The following is a 26,495-nucleotide window of genomic DNA, read 5'->3' on the forward strand; positions in this document are numbered from 1 at the left end:
CGAACGGATGTTGTCGTGATCTCAGCGGCTTCACGCCTCGATCTATTCCTTCGGTCTCCGTCCGGCGCCACCTGGGCGGCCCGGACGCGGGACCCGGCGGGCGGGTCAGCCGCGCTCGGACCGCTCCCTGGCACGCTCGGCGCGCTCGCGGTCGGCGATCTCCCGCTCGGCGTCGGTCTCGGTGTCCGGACGGATGTCGATGCGCCAGCCGGTGAGCCGGGCGGCGAGGCGGGCGTTCTGCCCCTCCTTGCCGATCGCCAGCGACAGCTGGTAGTCGGGGACGGTGACCCGGGCGGAGCGGGCGCCGAGGTCCACGACCTCGACCTCGCTCACCCGGGCGGGCGACAGCGCGTTGGCCACCATCTCGGCCGGGTCGTCCGACCAGTCCACGATGTCGATCTTCTCGCCGTGCAGCTCCGCCATGACATTGCGCACACGGCTGCCCATCGGGCCGATGCAGGCGCCCTTGGGGTTCAGACCGGCCCGGGTGGACCGGACGGCGATCTTGGTGCGGTGACCGGCCTCACGCGCGATGGCCTCGATGACGACCGAGCCGTCGGCGATCTCCGGGACCTCCAGCGCGAAAAGCTTCTTCACGAGGTTCGGGTGGGTGCGCGACAGCGTCACGGAGGGGCCGCGCACGCCCTTGGCCACCCGTACGACGTAGGTGCGCAGCCGCAGGCCGTGGGTGTACTGCTCGCCCGGCACCTGCTCCTGCACGGGCAGGATGGCCTCCAGCTTGCCGATGTCGACCAGGACGTTCTTCGGGTCCTTGCCCTGCTGGACGAGGCCGGTGACGACGTCGCCCTCGTGGCCCGCGTACTCACCGAACGTCCTGTCGTCCTCGGCGTCACGCAGCCGCTGCAGGATGACCTGCTTGGCGGTGCTCGCGGCGATGCGGCCGAAGCCGGACGGGGTGTCGTCGAACTCCTTGGGCTCCTGGCCCTCCTCGAGATCGGCCGGGTCCTCCTTCGCCCACACCGTGACGTGGCCGCCGGCGTCCAGCTCGACGCGCGCACGGCGGTGGCTGCCCTCGGTGCGGTGGTACGCGATGAGGAGGGCCGACTCGATCGCCCCGACGAGCACGTCGAAGGGGATCTCCTTGTCCTGCGCCAAGCCCTTCAGAAGCTTCACATCGATGTCCACGGCTACGCCTCCTCTTCCTTCTTGTCCTTGCGGTTGAATTCGATCTCCACGCGGGCCTTGGCGATCTCGTCGAAGGCCACACGGCGCGCCGTGGGCTTGCGGCCCTTGACGCCCGGCACCTCGAGGTCCAGCCCCTCGTCGTCGGTCTCGACGATGCGCGCCACCAGCTCGCCGCCGTCGTGGAGGGTCAGCCTGGCCAGCCGGCCGACGGCCCGTACGTAATGGCGGTGCTCGGTCAACGGGCGGTCGGCGCCCGGAGAGCTCACTTCGAGGACGTACTCGCCCTCGCCCATCGCGTCGGTCTCGTCGAGCGTCTGGGAGATCGTGCGGCTCAGCTCGGCGCAGGCGTCCAGCTCCACGCCGTCCTCCGAGTCCACGACGACCCGCAGCACCCGGCGGCGGCCTGCCCGGGAGACCTCGATCTCCTCGAGGTCCAGCTCCTTGGCGCTGACGAGCGGTTCGAGCAGCCCGCGCAGCCTCTCGCTCTCGGTGGTGCTCATCCGGGTGACTCCTCGGCCGCGTGTGCTGTTGTGGGGATCGTCGCGTGTCAGGTCAAAGGGTATCCGGTCCCCAGGGGTGTTGCCGTCCGCCTCCCGCCCGGTCGCGGGTACGCTCACCAACGGTGATCACTTCAAGACAGAAACTGTCATAAAGTAGCCCGAAGGAGACAAGTGCGGCGCACGGGGACGACGCGCAGGGGTGCGCTGACGGCGACGGGGGCGCTCGCACTGGGCGCGGCACTGACCGGCTGCGGGGACGGTGACGAGGCGGGAACACGGCGGGATCCGGCCGGGGCCGACGCCCGGACGACTTCACGGCGTACCCAGAAGGCACTACGGGCCGCTGCCGCCCGCGCCAGCACCGTGCTGCTCGCCCGGTACGAACGGACCGCGTCCGCCCACCCCGTGACGGCGGCCGGACTCGCACCGCTGCGCGCCGCCGTGCGGGAGCACGCGGCGGCGCTGGGCGCACCCGCGAAGGGCCCGGCCCCCACGCCCCGGTCCGCGTCCCCCCTCCCCCCGGCCGCGTCCCCGGCACCCGCCGCCGAAGCGGCAACGGCACTCAAGGAGCTGGCCGCCGAGGAGCGACGGCTGGCCGACGAGCGCGCCAGGGCGCTGCTGGACGCCGAACCGGAGCTGGCCCGGCTGCTGGCCTCGGTCGCCGCCGCCGGGGCGGCCCACGCGTACCTGCTGACCGAGCTGGCCAAGGAGACCTCGTCATGACGCAAGCGGCCGCACGGGTGGAGGCCCGGCAGGTCCTGGCCCCCCAGGAAGAGGCCGGACAGGACGACGCGCCGGGCACGCTGCGGGCAGCCCAGGCCGCACTCGCCGCCGAACACGCGGCGGTGTACGGCTACGGGGCGCTGGGCGGCCGCCTGGAGGGCAGCCGGCGCACCGACGCGGCTGCCGCCCACGCCGGGCACCGGGCGCGGCGTGACGCGCTGGTGCGGACGGTGGGCGACCTGGGTGGCAGGCCGGTGGCGGCGGACGCGGCGTACGCTCTGCCGTTCGCGGTGAGCGACCCGGCGAGCGCGATGCGGCTCGCCGCCGTGCTGGAGGACCGGGTCGCGGGCGTCTACTCCGACCTCGTACGGGCCGCCCGGGGCCCGCTGCGGCAGGAGGCCGCGGGGGCACTGCGCGAAGCCGCCGTGCGTGCCGTCCGCTGGCGCGGCACCGGCGTAGCCTTTCCCGGGCTCACCGAGAAGGCCGGGGCACACCCGCCCGACACCACGGCGGAGGCAGGCGCCGCGGGCGTCGCGCCGTGAACTCCTTCTGAAAGGGAACAAGGCACGTATGGGTTTCGAACCGCCGCAGCGTCTGGTGCGGGCGCTCGGCGAGACGTACGGGGACACGGCCGCCGCCGACTGGCTGGACCGGCTCCCCGCGCTCACGGATGAGGCGTTGTCCGCAACGGGACACGACGTCTCCCCGGAGCGCGTGGTCGCTCCCGGCGGACGCAGCAGCCTCGTCCTCCTGGTGCGCCGCCAGGACGGCACGCCCGCCGTACTGAAGATCGCGCCCGCCGGTGCCGCGCCCGCCCTGGAGCGGGCGGCTCTCGCCCAGTGGGACGGCTGGGGCGCGGTGCGGCTCCTGGCACCCGGGGACGGAGCGGTACCCGAGGGCGCCCTGCTGCTGGAACGGCTGCACCACGAGGTGTCCCTGCGCTCCCTTCCCGACGCGAAGGCGTTGCTGGAGGCGGCGGGCACGGTGCGGCGGCTGTGGGTCGAACCGGCGGACGGCCATCCCTACGAGAGCGTCGAGGCACGCACAGGCCGGCAGGCGGAGCCGATGAGGGCCGCCGCCGCGGCGGATCCGGCGCTGGAGCCGCTGGTCTCCGCGGCGCTGGCGGCGCGCGGGGAACTGGTCGCGCACGCCCCCGAACTCCTGTTGCTGCACGGCAACTTCCGCCAGAGCAAGGTTCTGTCCGGTGAGCGGGCGCCGTGGCTCGCGGTCGGCCCGGAGCCGCTGGTCGGCGAGCGGGCGTACGACTTGGCGCGGCTGGTGCGTGACCGGGTCGAGGACCTCATCGCCTCGCCCGGCGGGGCGGCGACTGCCCGTCGCCGGATCAGGAAGCTCGCGGACTCCCTGGAGGTGGACCAGGGGCGGCTGCGCGGCTGGACGCTCTTCCGGGCCGTGGAGTCCGGGACCCGTGCGCTGGCGGCGGGGCGGCGCCAGGACGGCGAGGTGGCCCTGGAGTTCGCGGGCTGGCTGTAGCGCCCGCACACGGCAGCGAGGAGGCCCCCCACGCGCTCGCGTGGGGGGCCTCCTCGGTGTTGTCTCAGCCCTGGTCGCGCAGGCGGGCGATCGCCTCGTCGACGGTGAGCTCCTCACGCTCGCCCGTGCGACGGTCCTTCAGCTCCAGGACGCCCTCGGCGGAGCGGCGGCCGGCGACGAGGATCTTCGGGATGCCGATCAGCTCGGCGTCGGTGAACTTCACACCGGGCGAGACGCCTGCCCGGTCGTCGACCATGACCCGGACACCGGCGGCATTCAGCTTCTCGGCCACGTCCAGGGCCAGTTCAGTCTGGAGCGCCTTGCCCGCGGCGACGACGTGCACGTCGGCCGGCGCGACCTCACGGGGCCAGCACAGACCCTGCTCGTCGGCGGTCTGCTCGGCGAGTGCGGCCACCGCGCGCGAGACACCGATGCCGTACGAGCCCATCGTGACGCGGACGGGCTTGCCCTGCTGGCCGAGGACGTCGAGGGAGAAGATGTCGGCGTACTTGCGGCCGAGCTGGAAGATGTGGCCGATCTCGATGGCGCGGTCCACCTGGAGACCGGTGCCGCACTTGGGGCAGGGGTCACCCGCCTCGACGACGACGACGTCGAGGTAGTCGTCGACCTCGAAGTCCCGGCCCGCGACGACGTTCTTCGCGTGCGTGCCCTCCTTGTTGGCGCCGGTGATCCAGGCGGTGCCCGGGGCGACGCGCGGGTCGGCGATGTAGCGGACCTTCTCCAGGCCCTGCGGGCCGACGTAGCCGCGCACGAGGTCGGGGCGGCCCACGAAGTCCTCGGCGGTCACGAGCTCGACGACGGCCGGGGCGAGGTGCTCGCCGAGCTTGCCGAGGTCGACCTCGCGGTCGCCGGGCACGCCCACGGCCACGATCTCGCCGTCCACCTTGACCAGCAGGTTCTTCAGGGTGGCGGAGGCGGGGACGCCGAGGTGGGCCGCGAGGCTCTCGATGGTGGGGGTGTCGGGGGTGTCCAGCTCCTCGACGGCGCCGGCCGTCGAGGCGTCGGCGGGGGGCGCCGTGAAGGTGACGGCCTCGGTGTTGGCGGCGTAGTCGCAGTTCGGGCAGTCGACGAAGGTGTCCTCGCCGGCGGGCGCCGGGGCGAGGAACTCCTCGGAGGCGGAGCCGCCCATGGCTCCGGAGACGGCGGAGACGATGCGGTGGTCGAGGCCGAGGCGCTCGAAGATCCGGATGTAGGCGGCGCGGTGCAGCTGGTACGCCTCGACGAGGCCCTCGTCCGTGGTGTCGAAGGAGTACGAGTCCTTCATCTGGAACTCACGGCCGCGCAGCACACCGGCGCGGGGGCGCGCCTCGTCGCGGTACTTGGTCTGGATCTGGTAGAGGATCACGGGCAGGTCCTTGTAGGACGAGCACATGTCCTTGACGACCTGGGTGAAGATCTCCTCGTGGGTGGGGCCGAGGAGGTAGTCGCTGCCCTTGCGGTCCTTGAGCCTGAAGAGCAGGTCGCCGTACTCGTCGTAGCGGCCGCTCGCCTCGTACGCCTCCTTGGGCAGCAGCGCGGGCAGCAGGACCTCCTGGCCGCCGATGGCGTCCATCTCCTCGCGGACGACGCGGGTGACGTTCTCCAGGACCTTCTTGCCGAGCGGGAGCCAGGTCCAGATGCCGGCTGCGGTGCGACGTACGTATCCGGCCCGGACGAGGAGCTTGTGGTTGAGCGTCTCGGCGTCCGCCGGGTCGTCGCGCAGTGTCTTGATCATCAATCGGGACATGCGCTGGACCTGGGCCATGATGAACTCCTGCTCGGAAGGGTGATGCGCCCGAGGTTAGCCGGGCGCCCCGTGCGGGCGGAAATCCATAACCCTCAGTGGCGGAGCGGAAGGGGCGCGCCCATCACCGCGTACGGCTTCGGAGCGCCGGGGAAGAGGACCTGCCGGGCCAGGTCCTGGTAGCCGAGTGCCCGGTAGAGGCCGCGGGCGGGGCTGTCCGTGTCGATCGCGGACAGGATGGACCGGGGCAGGTCGACGGCGTCCGTGACGGTGGTGATCAGGCTGCGGCCGATGCCGCGCTGCTGGAACTCGGGATGGACGTGGAGTTCGGTGATCACGAACGATTCGTCGAGCCAGTCCTGGGAGCCGGTGGCACGCAGATACGGCTCGACGACGGTGGACCACCAGTGGGCACGGTCGTTGGGCAGCCCGTAGACGAACCCGACGAGCCGTCCGGCGGCGGTGGTGGCACCGAGGGCGCGGGCTTGTGGGTGGTCGAGGTGTCTGAGCACGATATGGCGGCGCACGTCGATCTCGTCCTGGGTGAGGCCGAAGGCGTGTGCCTGCACGTCCAGTGCCTCGTCGACACGGGCGGCGAGGTCGAGCGGTCCGACCAGGATGCCGGGGGCCCCGGAGCCGCTGGGGGATGCGGGGGTTGCTGCTGCCATGCCGGAACCCTACTGGCCGCGCCCTCCGGTCAGAACAGCACACTCATGAACGCACCGGTCTCCCGGAAGCCGACACGGCTGTAGGCCCTGCGTGCAGCGGTGTTGTAGTCGTTCACGTAGAGACTGACGACGGGTGCCACATCGGCCAGCGCGTACCGCAGGACTGCCGCCATGCCGGTCTCGGAGAGTCCGCGTCCGCGGTGTTCGGGGGCGACCCAGACACCCTGGATCTGGCAGGCACGGGAGGTGGCGGCGCCGATCTCCGCCTTGAAGACGACCTTGCCGTCCTCCACGCGGGCGAAGGAGCGGCCGGAGCTGATCAGTTCGGCGACCCGCGCCTGGTAGAGGAGCCCGCCGTCACCGGCCAGGGGGGAGATGCCGACCTCCTCGGTGAACATGGCCACGCACGCGGGCATGAGGATGTCCATCTCGTCCTTGCGGACACGGCGTACGAGGGGGTCGGGCGCCACCTCGGCCGAGGGGCTCTCGGTGACCATGAGCGGCTGATGCGGCCGGACCTCGCGGGCGGGGCCCCAGCTCGGTTCGAGCAGGCGCCACAGCTGGGAGGTGGGGCCGGCCGGGCCGACGATGGAGGAGCAGCGGCGGCCGGCCCGGCGGGCTCGGTCGGCGAAGCCCCTGACGGCTTCGGGGGTGGCGCAGATGGGGACGAGGTTGGCCCCGGAGTAACAGAGCGACGTCAGCCGTCCGTCGGCGTACCAGCCCCACATCTCGCCGCCCAGACGCCAGGGGTCGAGCCCGGCGATCTGGACGCGGGACGTCACGAACGCGTTGTCCACGGGCTCGCTCTCGAGGATGGCAAGCGCAGCGGGGAGCTCGCCGGGGTCGAGGACCCGGGTAGTGGTCTGCGTCAACACTAAGGGGCCTCACCATATGGTCTGCTGATTTCCGCACTGTACCGAACACGGCCGTGGGGCGCCGCCCGCGCGGGCGGAACCGGCCTCGGACACGGCTGTGCCCCGCGGAACCCGGGGGTCCGGCGGGGCACGGCCGACGAGAAGGGGGTCAGCCGGCGATGGAGACCTGGGGCTCGCCGGAGGCGATGCCGTCCTTCTCCATCTGCTCGGCGATCTTCATGGCTTCCTCGATGAGGGTCTCCACGATCTTCGACTCCGGGACGGTCTTGATGACCTCGCCCTTCACGAAGATCTGTCCCTTGCCGTTGCCCGAGGCCACACCGAGGTCCGCCTCACGCGCCTCACCGGGGCCGTTGACCACACAGCCCATCACGGCGACCCGCAGCGGAACCTCCATGCCCTCCAGACCCGCACTCACCTGGTCCGCCAGCTTGTACACGTCCACCTGCGCCCGCCCGCAGGAGGGGCACGACACGATCTCCAGACGCCGCTGCTTCAGGTTCAGCGCCTCCAGGATCTGCAGACCGACCTTGACCTCCTCCACCGGCGGAGCCGACAGCGAGACCCGGATCGTGTCCCCGATCCCCTCCGACAGCAGCGCACCGAACGCCACCGCCGACTTGATCGTCCCCTGGAACGCCGGACCCGCCTCCGTCACACCCAGGTGCAGCGGATAGTCCGACTGCGCGGCCAGCTGCCGGTAGGCGTTCACCATGATGACCGGGTCGTTGTGCTTGACCGAGATCTTGATGTCCCGGAACCCGTGCTCCTCGAACAGCGACGCCTCCCACAGCGCCGACTCCACCAGCGCCTCCGGCGTCGCCTTGCCGTACTTCTTCAGCAGCCGCGCGTCCAGCGAACCCGCGTTCACCCCGATGCGGATCGGGGTACCGGCGTCCCCCGCCGCCTTCGCGATCTCCTTGACCTTGTCGTCGAACTGCTTGATGTTCCCCGGATTCACCCGCACCGCCGCACACCCGGCGTCGATCGCCGCGAACACGTACTTCGGCTGGAAATGAATGTCCGCGATCACCGGGATCTGCGACTTCTTCGCGATCGTCGCCAACGCGTCCGCGTCATCCTGCGTGGGGCACGCCACCCGCACGATCTGGCAGCCCGACGCCGTCAGCTCCGCGATCTGCTGGAGCGTCGCACCGATGTCCGACGTACGCGTCGTCGTCATCGACTGCACCGACACCGGTGCGTCCCCACCGACCGCCACCGACCCGACCTGGATCTGACGGCTGACCCGTCGGTCGGCGAGCTTGGTCGGAACGGCCGGCATTCCGAGAGAAATCGCAGTCATGCGCTGAGCATCCCCAAGGTGTGGATCGGTGTGGATCGAGGTCCCGAGAACGGCGGACTCCAGGCTTCGAGGTTACGGCACCGGAGGAAAACCGGGCGCACCCCGTCGCCGAAACCCCCCGACCGAGGGCGGCCGGGCACCACCCGGGTGACCGGCCGCTCTCCGTGAGGCGCGTGAGACGTGTGAGGCGTCAGCTGATCTTCACCGGGTTCACGATGTCGGCGACCAGCACGAGCAGCGTGAAGCAGATGAAGACACCGGCGACGACGTAGGCGACCGGCATCAGCTTGGCCACGTCGAACGGGCCGGGGTCGGGGCGGCGGAAGACCCGGGCCACGGTGCGGCGCAGGGATTCCCAGAGCGCGCCCGCGATGTGTCCGCCGTCCAGCGGCAGGAGGGGCAGCATGTTGAAGAGGAACAGCGACAGGTTGAAGCCCGCCAGCAGGAACAGCATCATCGCGATCTGGTTCTGGGCCGGGACGTCGAGGTTCATCACCTCTCCGCCGATCCTGGCCGCGCCGACCACACCCACCGGTGAGTCGTCGGCGCGCTCCCCGTCGCTGAACGCCGCGTTCCACAGGTCGGGGATCTTGGAGGGCAGGGCGATGATCGAGTCGACGCCGTTCTCGATCATGTCGCCCATGCGGACGACCGAGTCGCCGAAGGAGAGCGGCAGGATCTCGGTCTTGGCGGCGAAGCCCAGATAGCCGGCCTCGACGTACTTGTCGGGCACGATCTCGCCGTCGGCGTCCTTCTCGGCGACGGCGTTCTTCTGGAGCACGGCGTTCAGGGTCTGTTCCCGGCCGTCGCGCTCCACGGTGATGGTGGCGGGGCCGATGGTCTTCCGGATCCTGTCCGAGAGGGTGGACCAGTCGTCGATCTTCCGGCCGTCGAAGGCGACGATCGTGTCGCCCTCCCGGAGCCCCGCCGCCTTGGCCGGCGAGACCGGGTCGGACGCCTTGCAGGTGTCGCGGTCCTCGCTCTGGTCGATCACGCACTGCTGGACGCCCGCGACCTCCGTGGTCTGGGTCTGGAAACCGAAGGTCATCGCCACGCCCATGAAGATCGCGACGGCGAGGACCAGGTTCATGAAGGGCCCGGCGAACATCACGATCACGCGCTTCCACGGCTTGCGCGTGTAGAAGAGGCGCGACTCGTCGCCCGGCTGGAGCTCCTCGAAGGCGGCGGACCTGGCGTCCTCGATCATGCCGCGCCACGGCGAGGTGGAGCGGGCTTCGAGCCGTCCGTCGGGTCCCGGGGGGAACATGCCGATCATGCGGATGTAGCCGCCCGCGGGGATGGCCTTGATGCCGTACTCGGTGTCGCCCTTCTTGCGCGACCAGACGGTCGGCCCGAAGCCGACCATGTACTGCGGCACCCGGATGCCGAAGAGCTTGGCCGTCGACAGGTGGCCCAGTTCGTGCCAGGCGATCGAGAACAGCAGACCCACGGCGAAGATGGCGATCCCCAGGATCGTCATCAGGATCGTCGTCATACTCATGCGTGCGCCTCCGCTGTCGCTGCCGCCGAGAGCTCCCGGGCCCGGGACCGGGCCCAGGTCTCCGCCTCGAGGACGTCCGCGACCGTCAGTGAAGTTCCCGTGGCAGGGGTGCCGTGTTCGGCCACCACTGCGGTGACCGTATCCATGATTCCGTTGAAGGGCAGCCGTCCCGCCAGGAACGCCTCCACACACTCCTCGTTGGCGGCATTGAACACCGCCGGCGCGGTGCCGCCCAGTGTGCCGACGTGCCGGGCGAGCCCGACGGAGGGGAAGGCCTCGGTGTCCAGGGGGAAGAAGTCCCAGCTCGAGGCCGTCGTCCAGTCGAAGGCGGGGGCCGCGTCCGGGACCCGTTCGGGCCAGCCGAGACCGATGGCGATGGGGCCCCGCATGTCGGGCGGGGTCGCCTGGGCGAGGGTGGATCCGTCGGTGAACTCCACCATCGAGTGAACGTAGGACTGGGGGTGGACCACGACCTCGATGCGGTCGAACGGGATGTCGTAGAGGAGGTGCGCCTCGATGACTTCCAGGCCCTTGTTGACGAGCGTGGCCGAGTTGACCGTGATGACCGGGCCCATGGCCCAGGTCGGGTGCGCCAGCGCCTGCTCACGGGTCACGTCGGCCAGCTCGCTCCTGGTGCGTCCGCGGAACGGCCCGCCGGACGCGGTCACGACGAGCCTGCGCACGTCGGCGCGCTTGCCGGCGGCGAGCGCCTGGAAAAGCGCGGCGTGCTCGGAGTCCACCGGAATGATCTGCCCGGGGGCGGCCAGGGCCTTCACCAGCGGGCCGCCGACGATCAGTGACTCCTTGTTGGCGAGGGCGAGCGTGCGGCCCGCCTTCAGCGCGGCGAGCGTGGGGGCGAGGCCGATCGAGCCGGTGATCCCGTTCAGCACGGTGTGGCAGTCGCTCGCGGCGAGCTCCGCGGCGGCGTCGGGGCCGGCCAGGACGGTGGGGAGCGGCTCCCCCGCTCCGTAGTTCTCCCGCAGTGCCTCGCGCAGGGCCGGCGCCTTGTCCGCGTCGGCGACCGCGACGGTACGCACCCGCAGCCGGCGCGCCTGCTCGGCGAGGAGTGCGACCCGGCCGCCCGCGGCGGAGAGCGCGGTGACGCGGAAGCGGTCGGGGTTGCGCAGCACCAGGTCGATGGCCTGGGTGCCGATGGACCCGGTGGAGCCGAGGATCACCAGATCCCGGCGGCCTGCCGCGGCGTCGAAGACGAGATGCGGGTCGGCGAGGGGTGCGGGGCTGTCGCTCATGCCCCCCATTGTTGCCGCATCCGCTGTGCGCGAGGACAGGGCGTCCCCGTCCCCGCGCACAGTGGATGAGGGGCAGGCACGGATTTCGGCCGCCGGGCGGCGGCGCGGAGCCGGTGCCCGATCACGGCCGGGTTCCGATCGTCCGGCGTCCGGGCGTCAGAGGCCCGCGTCGATGCCGAACTTCAGCCTCAGGCGCTCCATGTCGCGCACATCGCGCTCGGCCGGTTCGTAGCCCTGGTGGAACAGCGCCTGCTGCTCGGCCGAGATGCAGCGCACGGTGGTCGTCCCGATGGTGCCGGTGACGAAGCAGGAGGCGGGGTAGCGGAAGGGCTCGGCGGGGTCGAACGAGGACTGGACGGCCGACCCGTCGGCGGCGAACCCCAGAGGGTGCAGGTCGATGTCGAGCCCGGAGGGACGACTGAGCACGAAGCGTACCGGGCGCTGATCCAGTGTCTCGGTGTACCCGGCCGCTGCCAGGGCCGCCACGACGGTGCTCTCCTGTTCCCGGTCGTGCAGGAGATCGAGATCGCGGTGCTCGCGGGTCTCCTCGCCGAGGAGGGCGTCAATGCCCCAGCCCCCCGCGAGGGCCACCTCGGCACCGGCTCCGCGCAGCAGGGACAGGACGGCCAGGACATCGCTCGCGGACATCATGCGGGCGAGCGTAGGCCGCGCCCCGGCCGGGCGCTCGTCATTTCTCCATGGGGTGGGCGCACAACTGCCTGTTCTCGGGGCTGTAGTCCAGGTGCAGCAGCCAGTCCTTGCCCCAGCAGCGTTCGCGGTCCGAGATCCAGAACTCCGCCTCCTTCGAGCTGCAGCCGACCACTTCCAGGTCCTGTTCCGGCCACTGGGCCCTGTTGCGCCCGCAGTCACCGGCGGTGAAGGTGGCCTGCTCCGCCGGAACCAGCTTCGGCACGGCCACCACCCCGAGGCCGATGACCAGGGCCGTCATGACGGCGAGCGCGGGCAGCCGGAGCAGGACCGGGCGGCCCGGCGCGAGCGGGGGCCGCAGGTTGCCCACCGGGTGCGGCAGGGAGCGGATCCGGGAGCGGGCCCCGAGGTTCAGGAGGAGGGTGACCGGGGCGGCGAACACGGACAGCAGGCCCCACCACCCCTGCCACAGGGTGTCCGAGGTCATCCTGCGGTAGGTGGCGGTCCCGCAGGTCCGGCAGAACGCCCCCTCCTCCGTCAGGAAGCGCAGGGTGACGACGAGCCCGCGGTGGCCGCGCACGACGGCGTGGACGGCGGGGATCGCGCCGCAGATCCCACAGGCGAGCGGCGCGCCGTAGCCATGGGCGTACGGCGGCGGGGACGGTGTGACCACGAGTTCTCCCGGGAGTGACCGGAGACGACCGGAGACGAAGGGGGCCGGGAAACCCTATCCGGTGCTGTCCACCGCGAACCGCGCGAACTCCTCGTGGAAGTGCGGGAACGTCTTGCGGACGCAGCCTGGGTCGTCGTAGCTCGTCCCGGGCGTGCGCAGCCCCGCGACCGCGAACGACATGACGATGCGGTGGTCGCCGTGCGTGGCGATCTCGGTGGGGCGCGGAGTGCCGGGGTGGATCTCGATCCAGTCGGGTCCGGTGTGCACGGTGATGCCCATGTTCCTCAGGTTCTCGGCGCAGGCCTCCAGGCGGTCGCACTCCTTCACCCGGGTGTTGGCGACGTCCTCGATCCGTACCGGCGAGGAGGCGAACGGCGCGATCGCGGCGAGCGTGGGCATCGTGTCGGAGATGTCGCGCATGTTGACCGTCAGGCCCGAGAGCCTGCCGGTGGACCGCACGGTCGTGGCCTCGGCCGTGGTGCTGACCTCCGCTCCCATGCGGCGCAGCACGTCGGTGAAGCGCAGGTCGCCCTGGAGCGCGCCGGTGCCGAGGCCGGGGACGGTGACCTCGCGGCCGGTGAGGGCGGCCGCCGCGAAGAAGTACGAGGCCGTGGACGCGTCGGGCTCCACGGCGTACGTGGTGGCGCGGTAGCCGGTGGGTGGGACGGTGAAGGTGTTCCCCTCCCGGGCGACCTCGACGCCGAAGCTTCGCATCATCGCGAGGGTGATCTCGATGTACGGCGCCGAGACGAGCTCCGTGACGTCGATCCGGAGTCCCTCGGCGGTGAGCGGGCCGAGCATGAGCAGCGCGGTGAGGTACTGGGACGACTCCCCCGCGTCCAGGGTGAGTTCGCCGCCCTTCACGCCGGACGCCTCGATGCGCAGCGGGTGGTGGCCCTCGGCTCCCTCGTGACGGAGGTCGACGCCGAGGGCGCGCAGGGCCTCCGTGAGCGGGGCGAGGGGACGGCGGCGCATCTGTGCGGAGGCGTCGAAGCGGTAGCTGCCGGTGGCCGCGGCGGCGGCGAGCGTCGGCAGGAAACGGGCGGTGGTGGCCCCGTCCCGGCAGTGGACCTCGGCCTCGGCGACGGCGGGTCCGGCGGGGCGCCCCTCGATGTGCCAGCGGTCGGCTTCGCGTGTCACTCCGTACCCGAGGCGGGTCAGGCCTTCGGTGAACCCCTCGGTGTCGTCCGAGTGCAGGGGCCGCAGGAGGGTGGTGGTGCCGTCCGCCGCGGCGGCCAGGAACAGGGCGCGGGCGGTGACGGACTTGGAGCCGGGGACGTGGATGACGGTCACGGGCGTCCATCCTGCCGTGCGGCGGGCGTGCCCGCGGGGCGCGTCCACTGCCTGGACGCGCCCCGCGGGGCGGCCGCTTTCAGCGGATCGGGCGGTGGACGTTCTCCCCGGCGGCCGGGCCCGGGGTGGCGTCGGCGATCCAGGGGCCTTCGCCGCTGGGGTCGATGACGCCCTCCTCGAGCCAGGTGTAGGTCCCCGACAGCACTCCGTCGACCACGCGCCGGTCGATGTCGTCGGTGTTGGACCACAGCCGGGTGAAGAGCTCCTCGACACGGACGCGGGCCTGCCGGCAGAAGACGTCGGCGAGCTGGTAGGCCTCGCGGCCGTGGTCGCCGCCCGCCCGCAGGTGCTCGGCCCGGACGCAGGCGGCGCTCATGGCGAAGAGTTCGGCGCCGATGTCGACGATCCGGCCGAGGAAGTTCTGCTTCGTCTCCATGCGGCCCTGCCACCGGGACATGGCGTAGAAGGTGGAGCGGGCCAGCTTGCGGGCCGAGCGTTCGACGTAGCGCAGGTGGGCGGAGAGGTCGGGGTGCCCGGGGACGCGGAACTCGCCGTAGGAGCTGGGGATCTGGCCCGGACCGCTGACCAGCTTCGGGAGCCAGCGGGCGTAGAACCCGGCGGCGTTGGCGCCCGCCTTCGCCTTGTCGGAGAACGGTTTGTCGGGGTCGATGATGTCACCGGCGACCTTGAGGTGGGCGTCGACGGCCTCGCGGGCGATCAGCAGGTGCATGATCTCCGTGGAGCCCTCGAAGATCCGGTTGATCCTCATGTCGCGGAGCATCTGCTCGGCGGGGACGGCGCGTTCACCGCGGGCCGCGAGGGAGGCGGCGGTCTCGAAGCCGCGGCCGCCACGGATCTGGACGAGCTCGTCGGAGATCAGCCAGCCCATCTCGGAGCCGTACAGCTTGGCGAGGGCCGCCTCGATGCGGATGTCGTTGCGGTTCTCGTCGGCCATCTGCGAGGAGAGGTCGACGACCGCCTCCAGGGCGAAGGTGGTGGCGGCGATGAAGGAGATCTTGGCGCCGACCGCCTCGTGCCGGGCGACCGGCCTGCCCCACTGCTCGCGCGCCGCCGACCATTCGCGGGCGATCTTCAGGGACCACTTCCCGACGCCCACGCACATGGCCGGCAGCGAGAGGCGGCCGGTGTTGAGCGTGGTGAGGGCGATCTTGAGACCGGCGCCCTCGGGGCCGATCCGGTTGGCGGCGGGCACCCGGACCCCGTGGAAGCGGGTCACGCCGTTCTCGATGCCGCGCAGGCCCATGAAGGCGTTGCGGTGCTCCACCGTGATGCCCGGCGAGTCCGCCTCGACGACGAAGGCCGTGATGCCGCCCTTGTGCCCCTCGGACTCGGGGACCCGGGCCATGACGACGAGCAGGTCGGCGACGACGCCGTTGGTGGTCCAGAGCTTCACGCCGTCCAGGACGTACTCGTCGCCGTCGGGCACGGCCGCGGTCGCGAGCCTGGCCGGGTCGGAGCCGACGTCGGGCTCGGTGAGGAGGAAGGCCGAGATGTCGGTACGGGCCAGACGGGGCAGGAAGGCGTCCTTCTGCTCCTGGGTGCCGAACATCTTCAGCGGCTGCGGTACGCCGATGGACTGGTGGGCGGAGAGCAGCGCGCCGATCGAGGGGCTGGCGGAACCGGCCAGTGCCAGCGCCTTGTTGTAGTAGACCTGGGTCAGCCCCAGGCCTCCGTACCTGGTCTCGATCTTCATGCCGAGCGCGCCGAGCTCCTTGAGGCCGTTCACCACCTCGTCGGGGATCCTGGCCTCGCGCTCGATGAGGGCGCCGTCGACCCGCGTCTCGCAGAAGTCGCGCAGCCGGGCGAGGAAGGCCTCGCCGCGCCGTACGTCGTCCGCGGCGGGCGCGGGATGGGGGTGGATCAGGTCGAGCCGGAAGCGTCCGAGGAAGAGTTCCTTGGCGAAACTCGGCTTGCGCCAGTCCTGTTCGCGGGCGGCCTCGGCCACCTGCCGTGCTTCACGCTCGGTGACTTTCGGGGCCTGCGGGATGTCGGATGGGGCGGACATGAGGAGCTCACCTCGCCGCGAGTCGGGGTATGGGTCGGGCCGTACGCGTGCCGATCGGTACCACGTGTCCGTATCTACCCGATCCACGCCACCCCCACCACCCTGCGACGGCCTCCCGGCGGCCTGCGGAGACGGCCGGAGCCCCCGCACAGCGGGCTCCGGCCGTCTCGTTCCCCGGGGCCGGCCTACAGGGCCAGGCCAGTGAGGACCAGCACCCGCTCGTAGGTGTAGTCGTCCATCGCGTAGCGCACGCCCTCGCGGCCCACGCCCGACTGCTTGGCGCCGCCGTAGGGCATCTGGTCGGCGCGGTAGGAGGGGACGTCACCGATGACCACGCCGCCGACCTCCAGGGCGCGGTGGGCGCGGAACGCGGTCTGCAGGTCGTGGGTGAAGACGCCCGCCTGCAGGCCGTAGGGGGAGTCGTTGACGGCGGCGAACGCCTCTGCCTCCCCGTCGGCCTTCTGTACGTACATGACCGGGCCGAAGACCTCTTCGCAGGCGATCTTCGCCGTACCGGGGAGATCGGCGAGGACCGTCGGGGCGTACGTGGCCCCGTCGCGCCGGCCGCCGGTGAGCAGCTCGGCACCGCCCGCCACGGCCTCGTCGACCCAGGACTCGACACGGCGGGCGGCGTCCTCGCTGACCAGCGGGCCGACGTCGGTGGCCGCGTCGGAGGGGTCGCCCGTCACCAGGGCCTCGACGGCCGCGACGATCTTCGGGACGAGCCGGTCGTACACGGAGGCGTCGGCGATGACCCGCTGCACGGAGATGCAGGACTGGCCGCCCTGGTAGTTGGAGAAGGTCGCGATGCGGGTCGCGGCCCAGTCCAGGTCCTCCTCCGATGAGTAGTCGCCGAGGACGACTGCCGCGCCGTTGCCGCCCAGCTCCAGGGTGCAGTGCTTGCGCGGCACCGACTCCATGATCGAGTAGCCGACCGGCCCGGAGCCGGTGAAGGAGATCACCGGCAGTCGCTCGTCACGGACGAGGGCGGGCATCCGGTCGTTGGGAACGGTCAGGACGGACCAGGAGCCGGCCGGAAGGTCGGTCTCGGCCAGCAGTTCGCCCAGGATCAGGGCCGAGATCGGGGTGGCCGGCGCCGGCTTGAGGATGATCGGCGCGCCGACGGCGATGGCCGGGGCCACCTTGTGGGCGCTCAGGTTGAGCGGGAAGTTGAAGGGGGCGATTCCGAGGACGGGCCCGCGCGGGAAACGCCGGGTCAGCCCGAGGCGGCCGGTGCCTCCGGCGTCCGTGTCCAGCCGCTGGGCGTCGCCGCCGTTGAAGCGGCGGGCCTCCTCGGCGGCGAACCGGAAGACGGAGACGGCGCGGCCGACCTCGCCGCGCGCCCACTTGATGGGCTTGCCGTTCTCCGCGGAGATCAGCTGGGCGATCTCCTCGGTGCGCTCCGCGAGCCGTCGCACGACGTGGTCGAGCGCGGCTGCGCGCACGTGCGCCGGGGTCGCGGCGAACTCCTCGCGCACCGCGTACGCGGCGGCGACGGCCTCCTCGGTCTGGGCGTCGGTCGGCACGGAGACCGTGCCGACGAGACGGCCGTCCCAGGGGTTGGTGACGTCGAAGCTGTCCTCGCCGGTGGCCTGGCGGCCGGCGAGCCAGAAGGCGTGGGTGGAAGTCATGGTGGTTCCGGCCCTTCGGGGTGGTGAACGAGGATCGCGGGCACCACGGAGGAGCCCTCGGGCCCACGGTAGGTGGACCGGGCACGGATGACGTTTGTCCGGTGTGGAGCGGAGCACGGGTCCGATGCGCCGCTTTGGCGGAGGCGGGCAGCGGGGCGCCCCTCTCAGCCGCCCGTGGGGGCCGACGACGAGGCGGCCGACGTCTTCAGGGCCAGCCAGAGCTCCATGCGGACGTCCGGATCGTCGAGTGAACGGCCCAGGATCTCCTCCACCCGCCGCATCCGGTAGCGCAGCGTGTGGCGGTGGACGCCCAGGTCGGCGGCGGCGGCGTCCCACTGGCCGTGGCGGGAGAGCCAGGCGCGCAGGGACGCGACCAGATCGCCGCGTCCCTTCGCGTCGTGCTCGCTCAGGGGCCGCAGGATGCCGTCGGCGAAGGCCCGTACGGCGTCGTCGGCGAGGAGCGGCAGGAGCGAGCCCGCCGCGAGTTCCTCGTGTTCGACCAGGGCCCGGCCCCGGCGGCGGGCGACCGAGAGTGCCTGTTCGGCCTGCTTGTACGCGGCGGAGACGGCGATGGGGCCCGCGGGCGCGGACAGACCGACGACCACGTCGCCGTCGTCGGCCCCGGGTTCGCGCGCCGGGCGGTCGTCCTGCGCCTGGGCGTACGCCGTGCAGGCCTCGACCGCCGCACCACCGTCCGCGGCCAGCACGACGACCCGCTCACCCTCGGGCACCATCAGGAGCGTCTCGCCGGATCGGGCGGCGGCGGCCTCCATCGTCTCGGCGAGCAGTTGGGGCGCCGCGGGGGCCGACGGGGCGGGCGTCTCGGCGATCAGGAGCCGGAAAGGGGCGTCGAGCAGCCCGCCGTACAGATCCCCGGCCACGGCCCGGGCGTGGTCGGGCTGCCCTGCCAGCAGCATCCGCAGGACCGCGGCGCCCAGGCGCTGCTCCGCCCCCTGGAGGGAGCGGGAACGGGCCGTGGTCAGGGTCAGCAGGGCGACGGCCGAGTGCACCGCATACCGCTCGGCGGTGCCGGGGGCAGCCCCCGTGCCGACGGCCAGCGCGCCGCGGATCCGGTGGCCGCTCCCCAGGGACTGGATCTCGATCCGGTCGGTGTCGTCGGCCGTGGTGCCGACGACGACGCTGGCCGGGGCGGGGCGGTCCCGCAGGCGCTCCACGTCGGGCGTCAGCCGGGCGGCACGGCGGGCCGCCCAGTCGGGCGCGGCGGCCACGACGGCACCCGAGGTGTCGTACAGCGCGGCCCAGCCGTCGACGTGGGCGGCGAGCCGGGCGAGCAGTTCGGTGGGGCCGTCCCCCGCGAGTGCGGCCCGGGTGAGGTCCCGCTGGGCCTCGAAGCCGGCGGTGACCGCGCGGTACTGGTCGGCGGCGATCGCCGCGGAGACGGCCTTGCTGATCGCGAGGAACGGCGTACGCCGGGGCACTTCGAGCAGCGGCAGCCCCGCCTCGCCGGCGGCGTCGACGAGGGCGGCGGGGATGTCCTCGTAGGTGACGCCCACGGCGAAACCGAGCCCCGCCACCTTGGCGCCGGCCAGCCGCTGGACGTAACGGCGCATCGTCTCGTGGTCCTCGGCGTCGAGGTTGGTCGCGGTGACGAGGAGCAGCTCACCGCCGTCCATGTACGGCACAGGGTCGGCGAGCTCGCTGGCGTGGACCCAGCGCACCGGCGTGTCGAGCCGGTCCGCCCCCGCGCGGACCGTGAGCTTGAGGGCGGAGTGCTGAACGAGCGAGGCGAGGGTGAGGGGCATGGGACCGCCGGAACTCTGGGAGTCGACTGCGCCGTCCCGTACAGACGGCCACATCCGATTCTGCCAGGGCGGCAGGGTCGCTGTGACCGGCACCCGCCGGTCCTCAGCCGCCCAGGTCGACCAGGAGCGGGGGTGCGTGCTCGCCCTTCACCGTCGTCAGGGACAGGACCGCGTGCCCGGCCGGCAGCTCGTAGGCGAGGGCGGAGGCGGACCAGCGCTCGCGCTCGACCCGCCGTACCGTGACGGCCTCGGTGGTCACGGCCTTGCCGGTCGCCATCCTCCGCAGGGCGTGCAGGGCGCGTGTGAGCGGCTGGTCGGCGAACACCGTGTGCTGGGCCACCTCCCGTACGTCGACCCACTCCTTGCCCCAGGCCTCGGCGAACCGCCGCCCGTCCCAGGTGGTGATGCCGGAGAAGATCATGCCGCAGCCCACCGCGCCGAGCAGGGCCGGGTGCAGCTCCTCGGGCACGTCGTCGACGGTGCGCAGCACCAGTACGGCGCCGGCGTTGACGGATCGCAGGTGCCGCAGGCCCCGGACCGTCTGTGTGGTCAGGGTGTTCGTCGCGTCGTCCAGCACGAGGCAGGTGAAGAGGGAGCGGTCGGCGCGCGCCGCGGCCATCGCGTTGAACTGTGCGAGGACGAGCCTGGCCAGCACGCGGGACGCCCCGGCGTGGGCCCGTTCGGGAAGGTCGATACGGACCCGGAGGGGGTGCTGTTCGAGAGACCGGAGGGAGAAGGGCCGTGCCTGCTCTCCCGTGGCGAAGAAACCGGCGAACGCGGGCCGGTCGAGCAGGGCGATCCGGTCGGCGAGGACCGCGGCGACGTCGCCCGCCGTTCCCGCCTGCCGGACTCGCGCCTCCAGCTCGCGCAGCATCGAGTCGTGGCCACCCGTCCGCAGGGCCTGCCGCAGCGGGGCGAGGGCCTGCTCGCCTCCCGCGAGGAGTTCACGAAGCTCGGGTACGGCCGGAAAGTGCCCGTGGACGGCGCGGTAGGGGCCGAGCAGCTGGCCGAGGGCCAGCGCCGCGCGCCGGCTGTCGAGGTCGGGCACGTCCCCGGCGAGCCCTTCGGCGAGCGTGGCCGCCGCCTCGTCGGGGTCGAGTGTGCCCCCGTACAGATCGAAGTCGTACACCGAGGAGGCGTCGCCGAGCTTCACGACGACGTCGTACGCGTCGTCGGGGCCCAGGGGTGTTCCCGCGGCGCAGACGGCGAGCACGGCGGACCGTCCGGCGAGGGCCTGGAGTGCCAGCGTCTCGACGACGGGGCGTACCAGCCGCGTCGTCTTGCCGGCCCCCGAGGGCCCGACCGCCAGGAGGGAGGTGCCCAGGACGGCCGCGTCGAGGGCGGCGCCGGAACCTCGGCGGGCGTAGGGGTTGCGCTCGTCGTCCACGCAGCGCCCGACCCGGACCTGACCCGCCAGCAGATCGTGACGGGCGGCGCGCAGGGGGACGTCCCGGTTGCCCGAGGGGTGCAGGAAGGCATCGGGGCCCTCCCGCACCACGGCCGCGGCGAAGGCCTGCGAGCGGTCCGCAGCGGTACGCGAGAGCGTCCACGCGTGGTCGAGGCGTACGCAGTCCACGTCGTTCATCCGTTCGGCACGCACCGCCGCGGTGAGGACGTCAGCCGCCTCCGTGAGTCCCGAGGCACGCAGCTCCGGCCACCTCGCGCGGCCGGTGCCGGCGTGGGCCGGCCGGGGAGGGGCGGTGCCGCCGGGCGGCCCCGCCGGCTCCCGCTCGCGGGCCTCGCGGACCTCGGCGCGCCAGCGGCCGGCCCGCGCGAACGGCCACACGGTCCCCGCCAAGATCACGGCGTAGGCACCGTAGGCGACCAGGGCCGCGAGGTACTTGTTGCCGCCACCCTGCAGCCAGTCGCTCACGAGGTACATCACGGCGTCCACGACCGGGACGTAGCCGCTCCAGACGGCCCAGAGCGCGAGGAGGGCTCCGGAGCCGGAGAGGGTCAGCCGCACCCGCCGCAGGTGCGGCCCGGCGTGGTGGCGGACGAGTCCGGCCCAGTTGCCCAGCCGGGCGGCCCACAGCCCCACCAGCAGGACGAGCGCCTGCAGGTAGAGGGTCTGCAGGGAGTTGGCGGCGGGCGGCACGTAGTCGGCGCGCAACCTGTCGAACGCCCACCAGTCCCCCGGGGTGAACACCATGAACGGCACGTTCACGTAGGGGACCCGGAAGTCCATGAGCAGGCCCCAGAAGATCAGCCAGAGCACCAGCGTGGCCAGGGGGGCCAGCAGCGAAGGGTTCGGAGGCTTCCGGGGCGGCCGCGGCACGTACGCGTACCGCCAGATGCCCGGGTCCGCGGCGGGACGGTCGGTGTCCAGCCACTCCTCGGTGGACGGTCCGCCCAGGGGCGAGCCGGCGGGCATCGGCGGGGCGGCGGGCATGGACGGTGCGGCGGGCATCGGCGGGGCGGCGGGCATGGACGGCGGGGCGGGCGGAGGCCCTGCCGGACGGGGCACCGGGTACCGGGGCGCTTCCGGGTGACCGCCCGGCCCCGGCGGGCCGCTCGCGCCCCTCGCGTCACGCATGTCGTCGCTCTTCATGAACCGCTGCCCCCTGACCAGCCGGGTCCCGCCCTCTGCACCGGTCAATCTAGTGCCAGGACACGGTGAGTTCAGCAAGGCGGCCGGATGGCGCGGCCCCGGCCTCCCGCCGCTTGTGGCGGGCCACCTGTCCGCGGCGGACAAGGAAACACGGCCACCACTCCCGATCGGAGCATGACCTCGGGCCGCACCCGCCCCTAGCCTGCACACGAGAGAAGCGTCCGGAACACCCCCAGGAGCCCCGCATGTCCCACATTCCGCAGGAGCGCCGCGTCGTCACTGCCATTCCCGGCCCGAAGTCGGTCGAGCTGCAGGCTCGCCGTGTCGCGGCGGTCGCCGCGGGCGTGGGGTCCACGCTGCCGGTGTTCACCGCCCGGGCGGGTGGCGGAATCATCGAGGACGTGGACGGCAACCGGCTGATCGACTTCGGTTCCGGCATCGCCGTGACCTCGGTGGGCGCCTCCGCCGAGGCCGTCGTCCGCCGGGCCTCGGCGCAGCTCGCCGACTTCACCCACACCTGTTTCATGGTCACGCCGTACGAGGGGTACGTCGAGGTCTGCGAGCAGCTCGCGGAGCTGACCCCGGGCGACCACGCCAAGAAGTCGGCGTTGTTCAACTCGGGCGCCGAGGCCGTCGAGAACGCCGTGAAGATCGCCCGGGCCTGGACCAAGCGCACCGCGGTCGTCGTCTTCGACCACGGCTACCACGGCCGGACCAACCTCACGATGGCTCTGACGGCGAAGAACATGCCGTACAAGCAGGGCTTCGGCCCGTTCGCGCCCGAGGTCTACCGCGTGCCGGTGGCGTACGGCTACCGCTGGCCGACCGGCGCCGAGAACGCCGGCGTCGAGGCGTCCGCGCAGGCCATCGACGAGATCACCAAGCAGATCGGCGCGGACAACGTCGCCGCGATCATCATCGAGCCGGTCCTCGGCGAGGGCGGTTTCATCGAGCCGGCCAAGGGCTTCCTCCCGGCGATCGCCCAGTTCGCGAAGGACAACGGCATCGTCTTCGTCGCGGACGAGATCCAGTCCGGCTTCTGCCGCACCGGCCAGTGGTTCGCCTGCGAGGACGAGGGCATCGTCCCGGACCTGATCACCACGGCCAAGGGCATCGCGGGCGGCCTCCCGCTCTCCGCGGTGACCGGCCGCGCCGAGATCATGGACGCCGCCCACGCCGGCGGCCTCGGCGGCACGTACGGCGGCAACCCGGTGGCCTGCGCGGGCGCGCTCGGTGCCATCGAGACGATGCGCGAGCTGGACCTGAACGGGAAGGCCAGGCGCATCGAGGAGGTCATGAAGGGCCGCCTCGCCGAGATGCGGTCGAAGCTCCCGAACGGTGACATCATCGGCGACATCCGCGGCCGCGGCGCCATGATCGCGATCGAGCTCGTGAAGTCCGGCACGAAGGAGCCCGACGCGGCCGCCGCGGGTGCGCTGGCCAAGGCCTGCCACGCCGAGGGCCTGCTGGTGCTGACCTGCGGCACGTACGGCAACGTCCTGCGCTTCCTGCCGCCGCTGGTCATCGGCGAGGACCTGCTCGGCGAGGGCCTCGACATCCTCGAGCAGGCATTCGCCCAGCTCTGATCCGTGCGAAACCGCCCGGGCGCCATGAGGCGATTTGGGCGGCGATGACCGGTGCCCGGGTGAGGGCCTGTGAAGAAGGTGTGGGGGGCCGATGGCGGGTTACCTTTGCCGCTGTCGGTCCACCTCCCTCTGACGTACGGTCTTCCCAGATGAGAGAAACACCGCGCCCGCAGGGAACTGCGGGCGATGCCGGGCCGGATCTCCCCCAGCGCCGTCCCGGTCGTGCCCTGGCGCACACCACTGGAGCTTCGGGCTCCGGAACTCCTCACCGATCGGATGGCCGCTCGCCCCACACCCCCCGGGGCGCGCGGCACACCGATCCGACCGGCCACCCCGGAACAATCCCCCCTGTTCCCCGGTGGCCGGTCCCTCTCGTTTCCGCGGTGTCCGCACTGCTGGCGGTCTTCGCCCTGGTGACCTGGCAGGTGCTGGCCGACGGCCCCCTGCTCGGGCCCGACGAGCGGCTGGGCCTGGCTCTCGCCGGGCGCGGTCCCGCCCGGCTCGCCGACCTCTTCGCCGACCTCGGCAATCCGCAGGTCGCCGGTTCCGCACTGGTGTGCGCGGCCGTCCTGGCCTGGTTCCGGGGCGCCCGGCGTCCGGCGGTGTACGCCCTCCTCGCCCTGGCGGCCGTACCCGCGCTGGTCGTGCCCCTCAAGCTGTGGACCGACCGCCAGGGGCCCTTGACGGAGGCGACCGGCTACTACCCGTCGGGTCACACGACCACGGCGGCGGTGGCTTACGGGGCCGCGGCACTGCTGCTGTCGCCGTACCTGGCACGGTCGTGGATGACGCTCGCCGCCGCCGCCTCACTGACGGCGGCGACGAGCGCCGGTCTGGTGCTGCGCGGCTACCACTGGCCGCTGGACGTGGTGGCCGGCTGGTGCCTGAGCGCGGTGGTGCTGCTCGTGCTCCGGGCCTGTACGGGGACCGGTCGCGGGAATGCTCAGCCGCCGAAGTAGGCGTCGAAGTTCTTCGAGAACTCCCAGTTGCTGAAGCGGTCCCAGTTGATGGACCAGGTCATCAGCCCGCGCAGCCCGGACCAGGTGCCGTGCGTCTGGTAGGAACCGCAGTCCGTCTTCTTCGTCAGGCAGTTGAGCGCCTTGGTCACCTCGGCGGGTGAGGTGTGGCCGTTGCCCGCCTGGGTGGACGCCGGGAGGCCGAAGGCGACCTGCTCGGGGCGCAGCGCGGGGAAGACCCTGTTCCGGTCGCCCGCGACGGGGAAGCCGGTGAGCAGCATGTCCGTCATGGCGATGTGGAAGTCGGCGCCGCCCATGGAGTGGTACTGGTTGTCGAGGCCCATGATGGAGCCGGAGTTGTAGTCCTGGACGTGCAGCAGGGTGAGGTCGTCACGCAGGGCGTGGATGACGGGCAGGTAGGCGCCGGCGCGCGGGTCCTGGCCGCCCCAGGGACCTGAGCCGTAGTACTGGTAACCGAGCTGCACGAAGAAGGTCTCGGGGGCCATGGTGAGGACGAAGTCGTCGCCGTACTTGGCCTTGAGCGTCTTCACCGCGGAGATCAGGTTGACGATCACGGGGGTAGTGTGTAAACCCTGACAACTCAAGGGGAGGGACACACACCATGGCGAAACCGCAGGTAGACCTACTCGTCCGCAAGTCCAAGGTCGTACGCGAGGGAGAGCGCGCACTGTCGCTGCGTGCGCAGGAGGACCGGGGCCGACGTTGGGCCGACGACCACGGCTACGACGTCCGGGAGGTATGGAAAGAGAACCTTTCCGCATGGTCCGACATCGAGCGACCTAAGCAAGACGCCGCCATGGCTGCTGTTCTTGCTGGGGAAGTCTCCGCGCTCTGGTGCTTCGCACTCGACCGATTCAGCCGCAAGGGTGCCGAGTCCGTAATCCCCCTACTGGGCAAAGCCCGAGTGATTTTTGACTATGAACAACTGGACTCATCCAACGAGCGGGACCGCCAATGGATTCTCCAGCGCAGCGAGGATGCCCGCGCCTACTCGCAACGCCTCTCCCACAATGTCCGAACCACGAAAACACGGCAGCGCAGCGAGGGACGATGGCTTTCGCAAGCCCCGTTCGGCCTCAAGGTCGATAAGGCGCGCAAGCTAGCGCCGGACACCGACGAGTACGCCGGGGCTGACTACTCCCCGTGGGAAGTGGTCGTACGGATCTTCACTGATATTGCGAACGGGACTTCCTGCCGCGCGTTGGCTCGTGCATTCAATGTCGAGGGAGTCGCGGATATCACGGGCCGCAAGTGGCACGCCGGGGCAATTCGAAAGATCGTCATTCACCCAGTCTATGAAGGGTGGCAGGCCATTAATCCCAAGAGGATTGACCCTGTCGCCTACTTGGACGAGACAGGCGCACGCGTCCGCTGCGTTCCTGACGACGTCGTCCCTCACATGATCAGCGAAGAATTGGCAGCACGCGCACGGCAGGTTCTTTCCGGTCACTTGCTTATGGACCGAACACCGGTGCCGGGAAGAGCTAGCGCACTGCTGGCCGGGCGGCTTACCTGCGCAGGATGCGGCCGGTCAATGCTCGCAAGCGGAAACTCATACGTATGTCAGACCAACCAATCCGGTGGCGACTGTGCGGCCCGCGCTTCCGTATCCCGCGTAACGATCGAAAAGCGCGTAGCCGAACGATGGCTAGCCCGAGTGTCGGCATCCGATCCAGAGGACCCGCTTATGGCTACGGTCGCGGGGCGCTGGACGGCCCTACAGAAGCCCACGGAAACCCAAGAGCTACGGGAGGCGCGCGCGGCTGTCAGTGAGGCAGAGGCAACCCTAGGGCGGTTCCATGCGGACGACCGGGCGGGGTTCTATGAGGGCCGTTCCGCCCGGTACCGAATGCCCGCAAAGACCGACGCGGAGAACCGACTCACGGCAGCGGAGGAGAGACTAGCCAAGCTGGACACAAAGAGCGTGGATATCACGTTCCTGACAGAAGGCTATGCGGCCCAATACTGGGAAACGGCAGGGCCAGCACTGAGACGAGAACTCATTGCGACGGCGATTGACCGGGTCCGCGTGAGCAAGGCACCGGGCCGGGGCGTGCGCCTCACGGACGACCGGGTCCAGATCGAATGGGCCATTACCGAAGACGCGTAGCACACAGCAAGACAGGGGCCCCGTTCGGAGCAA

At 71.7% G+C, this 26,495-nt stretch carries 21 protein-coding genes and 1 pseudogene; 6 read left to right on the plus strand and 16 right to left on the minus strand.

Annotated features, from left to right (window positions below):
- Window positions 1–105: 105 nt before the first annotated feature.
- Window positions 106–1,146 carry a transcription termination factor NusA gene (gene nusA, locus QFZ58_RS10610; RefSeq protein WP_307124682.1) on the minus strand — a complete coding sequence of 347 codons (1,041 nt, stop codon included), beginning with the start codon at window positions 1,144–1,146 and terminating at the stop codon, window positions 106–108.
- Window positions 1,147–1,148: 2 nt separating this feature from the next.
- Window positions 1,149–1,646 (minus strand): ribosome maturation factor RimP, encoded by a 498-nt coding sequence (gene rimP / locus QFZ58_RS10615; protein ID WP_307124683.1) that lies wholly within the window; start codon window positions 1,644–1,646, stop codon window positions 1,149–1,151.
- A 171-nt stretch (window positions 1,647–1,817) separates the two neighbouring features.
- Here rimP and QFZ58_RS10620 point away from each other — a divergent pair, with 171 nt between their 5' ends.
- The 3 genes from QFZ58_RS10620 to QFZ58_RS10630 are packed head-to-tail and all read left to right on the plus strand — an operon-like array spanning window position 1,818 to window position 3,860.
- Window positions 1,818–2,369 (plus strand): hypothetical protein, encoded by a 552-nt coding sequence (locus QFZ58_RS10620; RefSeq protein ID WP_307124684.1) that lies wholly within the window; start codon window positions 1,818–1,820, stop codon window positions 2,367–2,369.
- Complete coding sequence (locus tag QFZ58_RS10625) at window positions 2,366–2,911, plus strand: ferritin-like domain-containing protein (RefSeq protein WP_307124685.1); 546 nt, start codon at window positions 2,366–2,368, stop codon at window positions 2,909–2,911. The genes QFZ58_RS10620 and QFZ58_RS10625 overlap by 4 nt, the downstream gene beginning before the upstream one ends.
- A 28-nt stretch (window positions 2,912–2,939) precedes the next feature.
- On the plus strand, window positions 2,940–3,860 hold the full coding sequence (locus QFZ58_RS10630) for an aminoglycoside phosphotransferase family protein (RefSeq protein WP_307124686.1): 921 nt from the start codon (window positions 2,940–2,942) through the stop codon (window positions 3,858–3,860).
- A 64-nt stretch (window positions 3,861–3,924) separates the two neighbouring features.
- Here QFZ58_RS10630 and QFZ58_RS10635 read toward each other — a convergent pair whose 3' ends face one another.
- The 13 genes from QFZ58_RS10635 to QFZ58_RS10695 form a co-directional block, all read right to left on the minus strand.
- Window positions 3,925–5,625 carry a proline--tRNA ligase gene (locus QFZ58_RS10635; protein WP_307124687.1) on the minus strand — a complete coding sequence of 567 codons (1,701 nt, stop codon included), beginning with the start codon at window positions 5,623–5,625 and terminating at the stop codon, window positions 3,925–3,927.
- Window positions 5,626–5,699: 74 nt separating this feature from the next.
- On the minus strand, window positions 5,700–6,272 hold the full coding sequence (locus QFZ58_RS10640) for a GNAT family N-acetyltransferase (protein ID WP_307124688.1): 573 nt from the start codon (window positions 6,270–6,272) through the stop codon (window positions 5,700–5,702).
- Between the two features lie 29 nt (window positions 6,273–6,301).
- Window positions 6,302–7,147, minus strand: coding sequence for a DUF4081 domain-containing GNAT family N-acetyltransferase (locus tag QFZ58_RS10645; protein WP_307124689.1), 846 nt, complete (start codon window positions 7,145–7,147; stop codon window positions 6,302–6,304).
- A gap of 148 nt (window positions 7,148–7,295) precedes the next feature.
- Window positions 7,296–8,453 carry a flavodoxin-dependent (E)-4-hydroxy-3-methylbut-2-enyl-diphosphate synthase gene (gene ispG / locus QFZ58_RS10650; RefSeq protein ID WP_307124690.1) on the minus strand — a complete coding sequence of 386 codons (1,158 nt, stop codon included), beginning with the start codon at window positions 8,451–8,453 and terminating at the stop codon, window positions 7,296–7,298.
- Between the two features lie 190 nt (window positions 8,454–8,643).
- Window positions 8,644–9,954: an RIP metalloprotease gene (locus QFZ58_RS10655; RefSeq protein WP_307124691.1), complete on the minus strand. Its 1,311-nt coding sequence runs from the start codon at window positions 9,952–9,954 to the stop codon at window positions 8,644–8,646.
- Window positions 9,951–11,213, minus strand: coding sequence for a 1-deoxy-D-xylulose-5-phosphate reductoisomerase (gene dxr, locus QFZ58_RS10660; RefSeq protein ID WP_307124692.1), 1,263 nt, complete (start codon window positions 11,211–11,213; stop codon window positions 9,951–9,953). Before dxr ends, QFZ58_RS10655 begins: the two co-directional genes overlap by 4 nt.
- 147 nt (window positions 11,214–11,360) lie before the next feature.
- On the minus strand, window positions 11,361–11,855 hold the full coding sequence (locus QFZ58_RS10665; RefSeq protein ID WP_307124693.1) for a nucleotidyltransferase domain-containing protein: 495 nt from the start codon (window positions 11,853–11,855) through the stop codon (window positions 11,361–11,363).
- Between the two features lie 37 nt (window positions 11,856–11,892).
- Complete coding sequence (locus QFZ58_RS10670) at window positions 11,893–12,525, minus strand: hypothetical protein (RefSeq protein WP_307124694.1); 633 nt, start codon at window positions 12,523–12,525, stop codon at window positions 11,893–11,895.
- Between the two features lie 54 nt (window positions 12,526–12,579).
- Entirely contained in the window at window positions 12,580–13,818 is a 1,239-nt protein-coding gene (gene aroA, locus QFZ58_RS10675; RefSeq protein WP_307124695.1) for a 3-phosphoshikimate 1-carboxyvinyltransferase, read from the minus strand.
- Between the two features lie 79 nt (window positions 13,819–13,897).
- Window positions 13,898–15,844: an acyl-CoA dehydrogenase family protein gene (locus QFZ58_RS10680; protein ID WP_307124696.1), complete on the minus strand. Its 1,947-nt coding sequence runs from the start codon at window positions 15,842–15,844 to the stop codon at window positions 13,898–13,900.
- Window positions 15,845–16,029: 185 nt separating this feature from the next.
- Window positions 16,030–17,475, minus strand: coding sequence for an aldehyde dehydrogenase family protein (locus QFZ58_RS10685; RefSeq protein ID WP_307124697.1), 1,446 nt, complete (start codon window positions 17,473–17,475; stop codon window positions 16,030–16,032).
- Window positions 17,476–17,639: 164 nt separating this feature from the next.
- On the minus strand, window positions 17,640–19,238 hold the full coding sequence (locus tag QFZ58_RS10690) for a PucR family transcriptional regulator (protein ID WP_307124698.1): 1,599 nt from the start codon (window positions 19,236–19,238) through the stop codon (window positions 17,640–17,642).
- A gap of 103 nt (window positions 19,239–19,341) precedes the next feature.
- Window positions 19,342–21,789 (minus strand): ATP/GTP-binding protein, encoded by a 2,448-nt coding sequence (locus QFZ58_RS10695; protein ID WP_307124699.1) that lies wholly within the window; start codon window positions 21,787–21,789, stop codon window positions 19,342–19,344.
- Window positions 21,790–22,034: 245 nt separating this feature from the next.
- On the opposite strand from QFZ58_RS10695, the gene gabT reads away from it, so the two are divergent.
- Together gabT and QFZ58_RS10705 are read left to right on the plus strand one after the other, a co-directional pair.
- Window positions 22,035–23,375: a 4-aminobutyrate--2-oxoglutarate transaminase gene (gabT, locus tag QFZ58_RS10700; RefSeq protein WP_307124700.1), complete on the plus strand. Its 1,341-nt coding sequence runs from the start codon at window positions 22,035–22,037 to the stop codon at window positions 23,373–23,375.
- 383 nt (window positions 23,376–23,758) lie between these two features.
- Window positions 23,759–24,334: a phosphatase PAP2 family protein gene (locus QFZ58_RS10705; protein WP_307124701.1), complete on the plus strand. Its 576-nt coding sequence runs from the start codon at window positions 23,759–23,761 to the stop codon at window positions 24,332–24,334.
- Here the strand turns inward: QFZ58_RS10705 and QFZ58_RS10710 are convergent.
- A pseudogene (locus tag QFZ58_RS10710) lies at window positions 24,319–24,915 on the minus strand (chitinase); the annotation flags it as partial. The gene QFZ58_RS10705 and the pseudogene QFZ58_RS10710 sit on opposite strands and share 16 nt — an antisense overlap.
- A gap of 38 nt (window positions 24,916–24,953) precedes the next feature.
- On the opposite strand from QFZ58_RS10710, the gene QFZ58_RS10715 reads away from it, so the two are divergent.
- Entirely contained in the window at window positions 24,954–26,462 is a 1,509-nt protein-coding gene (locus QFZ58_RS10715; RefSeq protein ID WP_307124702.1) for a recombinase family protein, read from the plus strand.
- Window positions 26,463–26,495 lie beyond the last annotated feature (33 nt).

The organism is Streptomyces sp. B1I3 (assembly GCF_030816615.1).
In the GTDB taxonomy this organism is placed as follows: domain Bacteria; phylum Actinomycetota; class Actinomycetes; order Streptomycetales; family Streptomycetaceae; genus Streptomyces.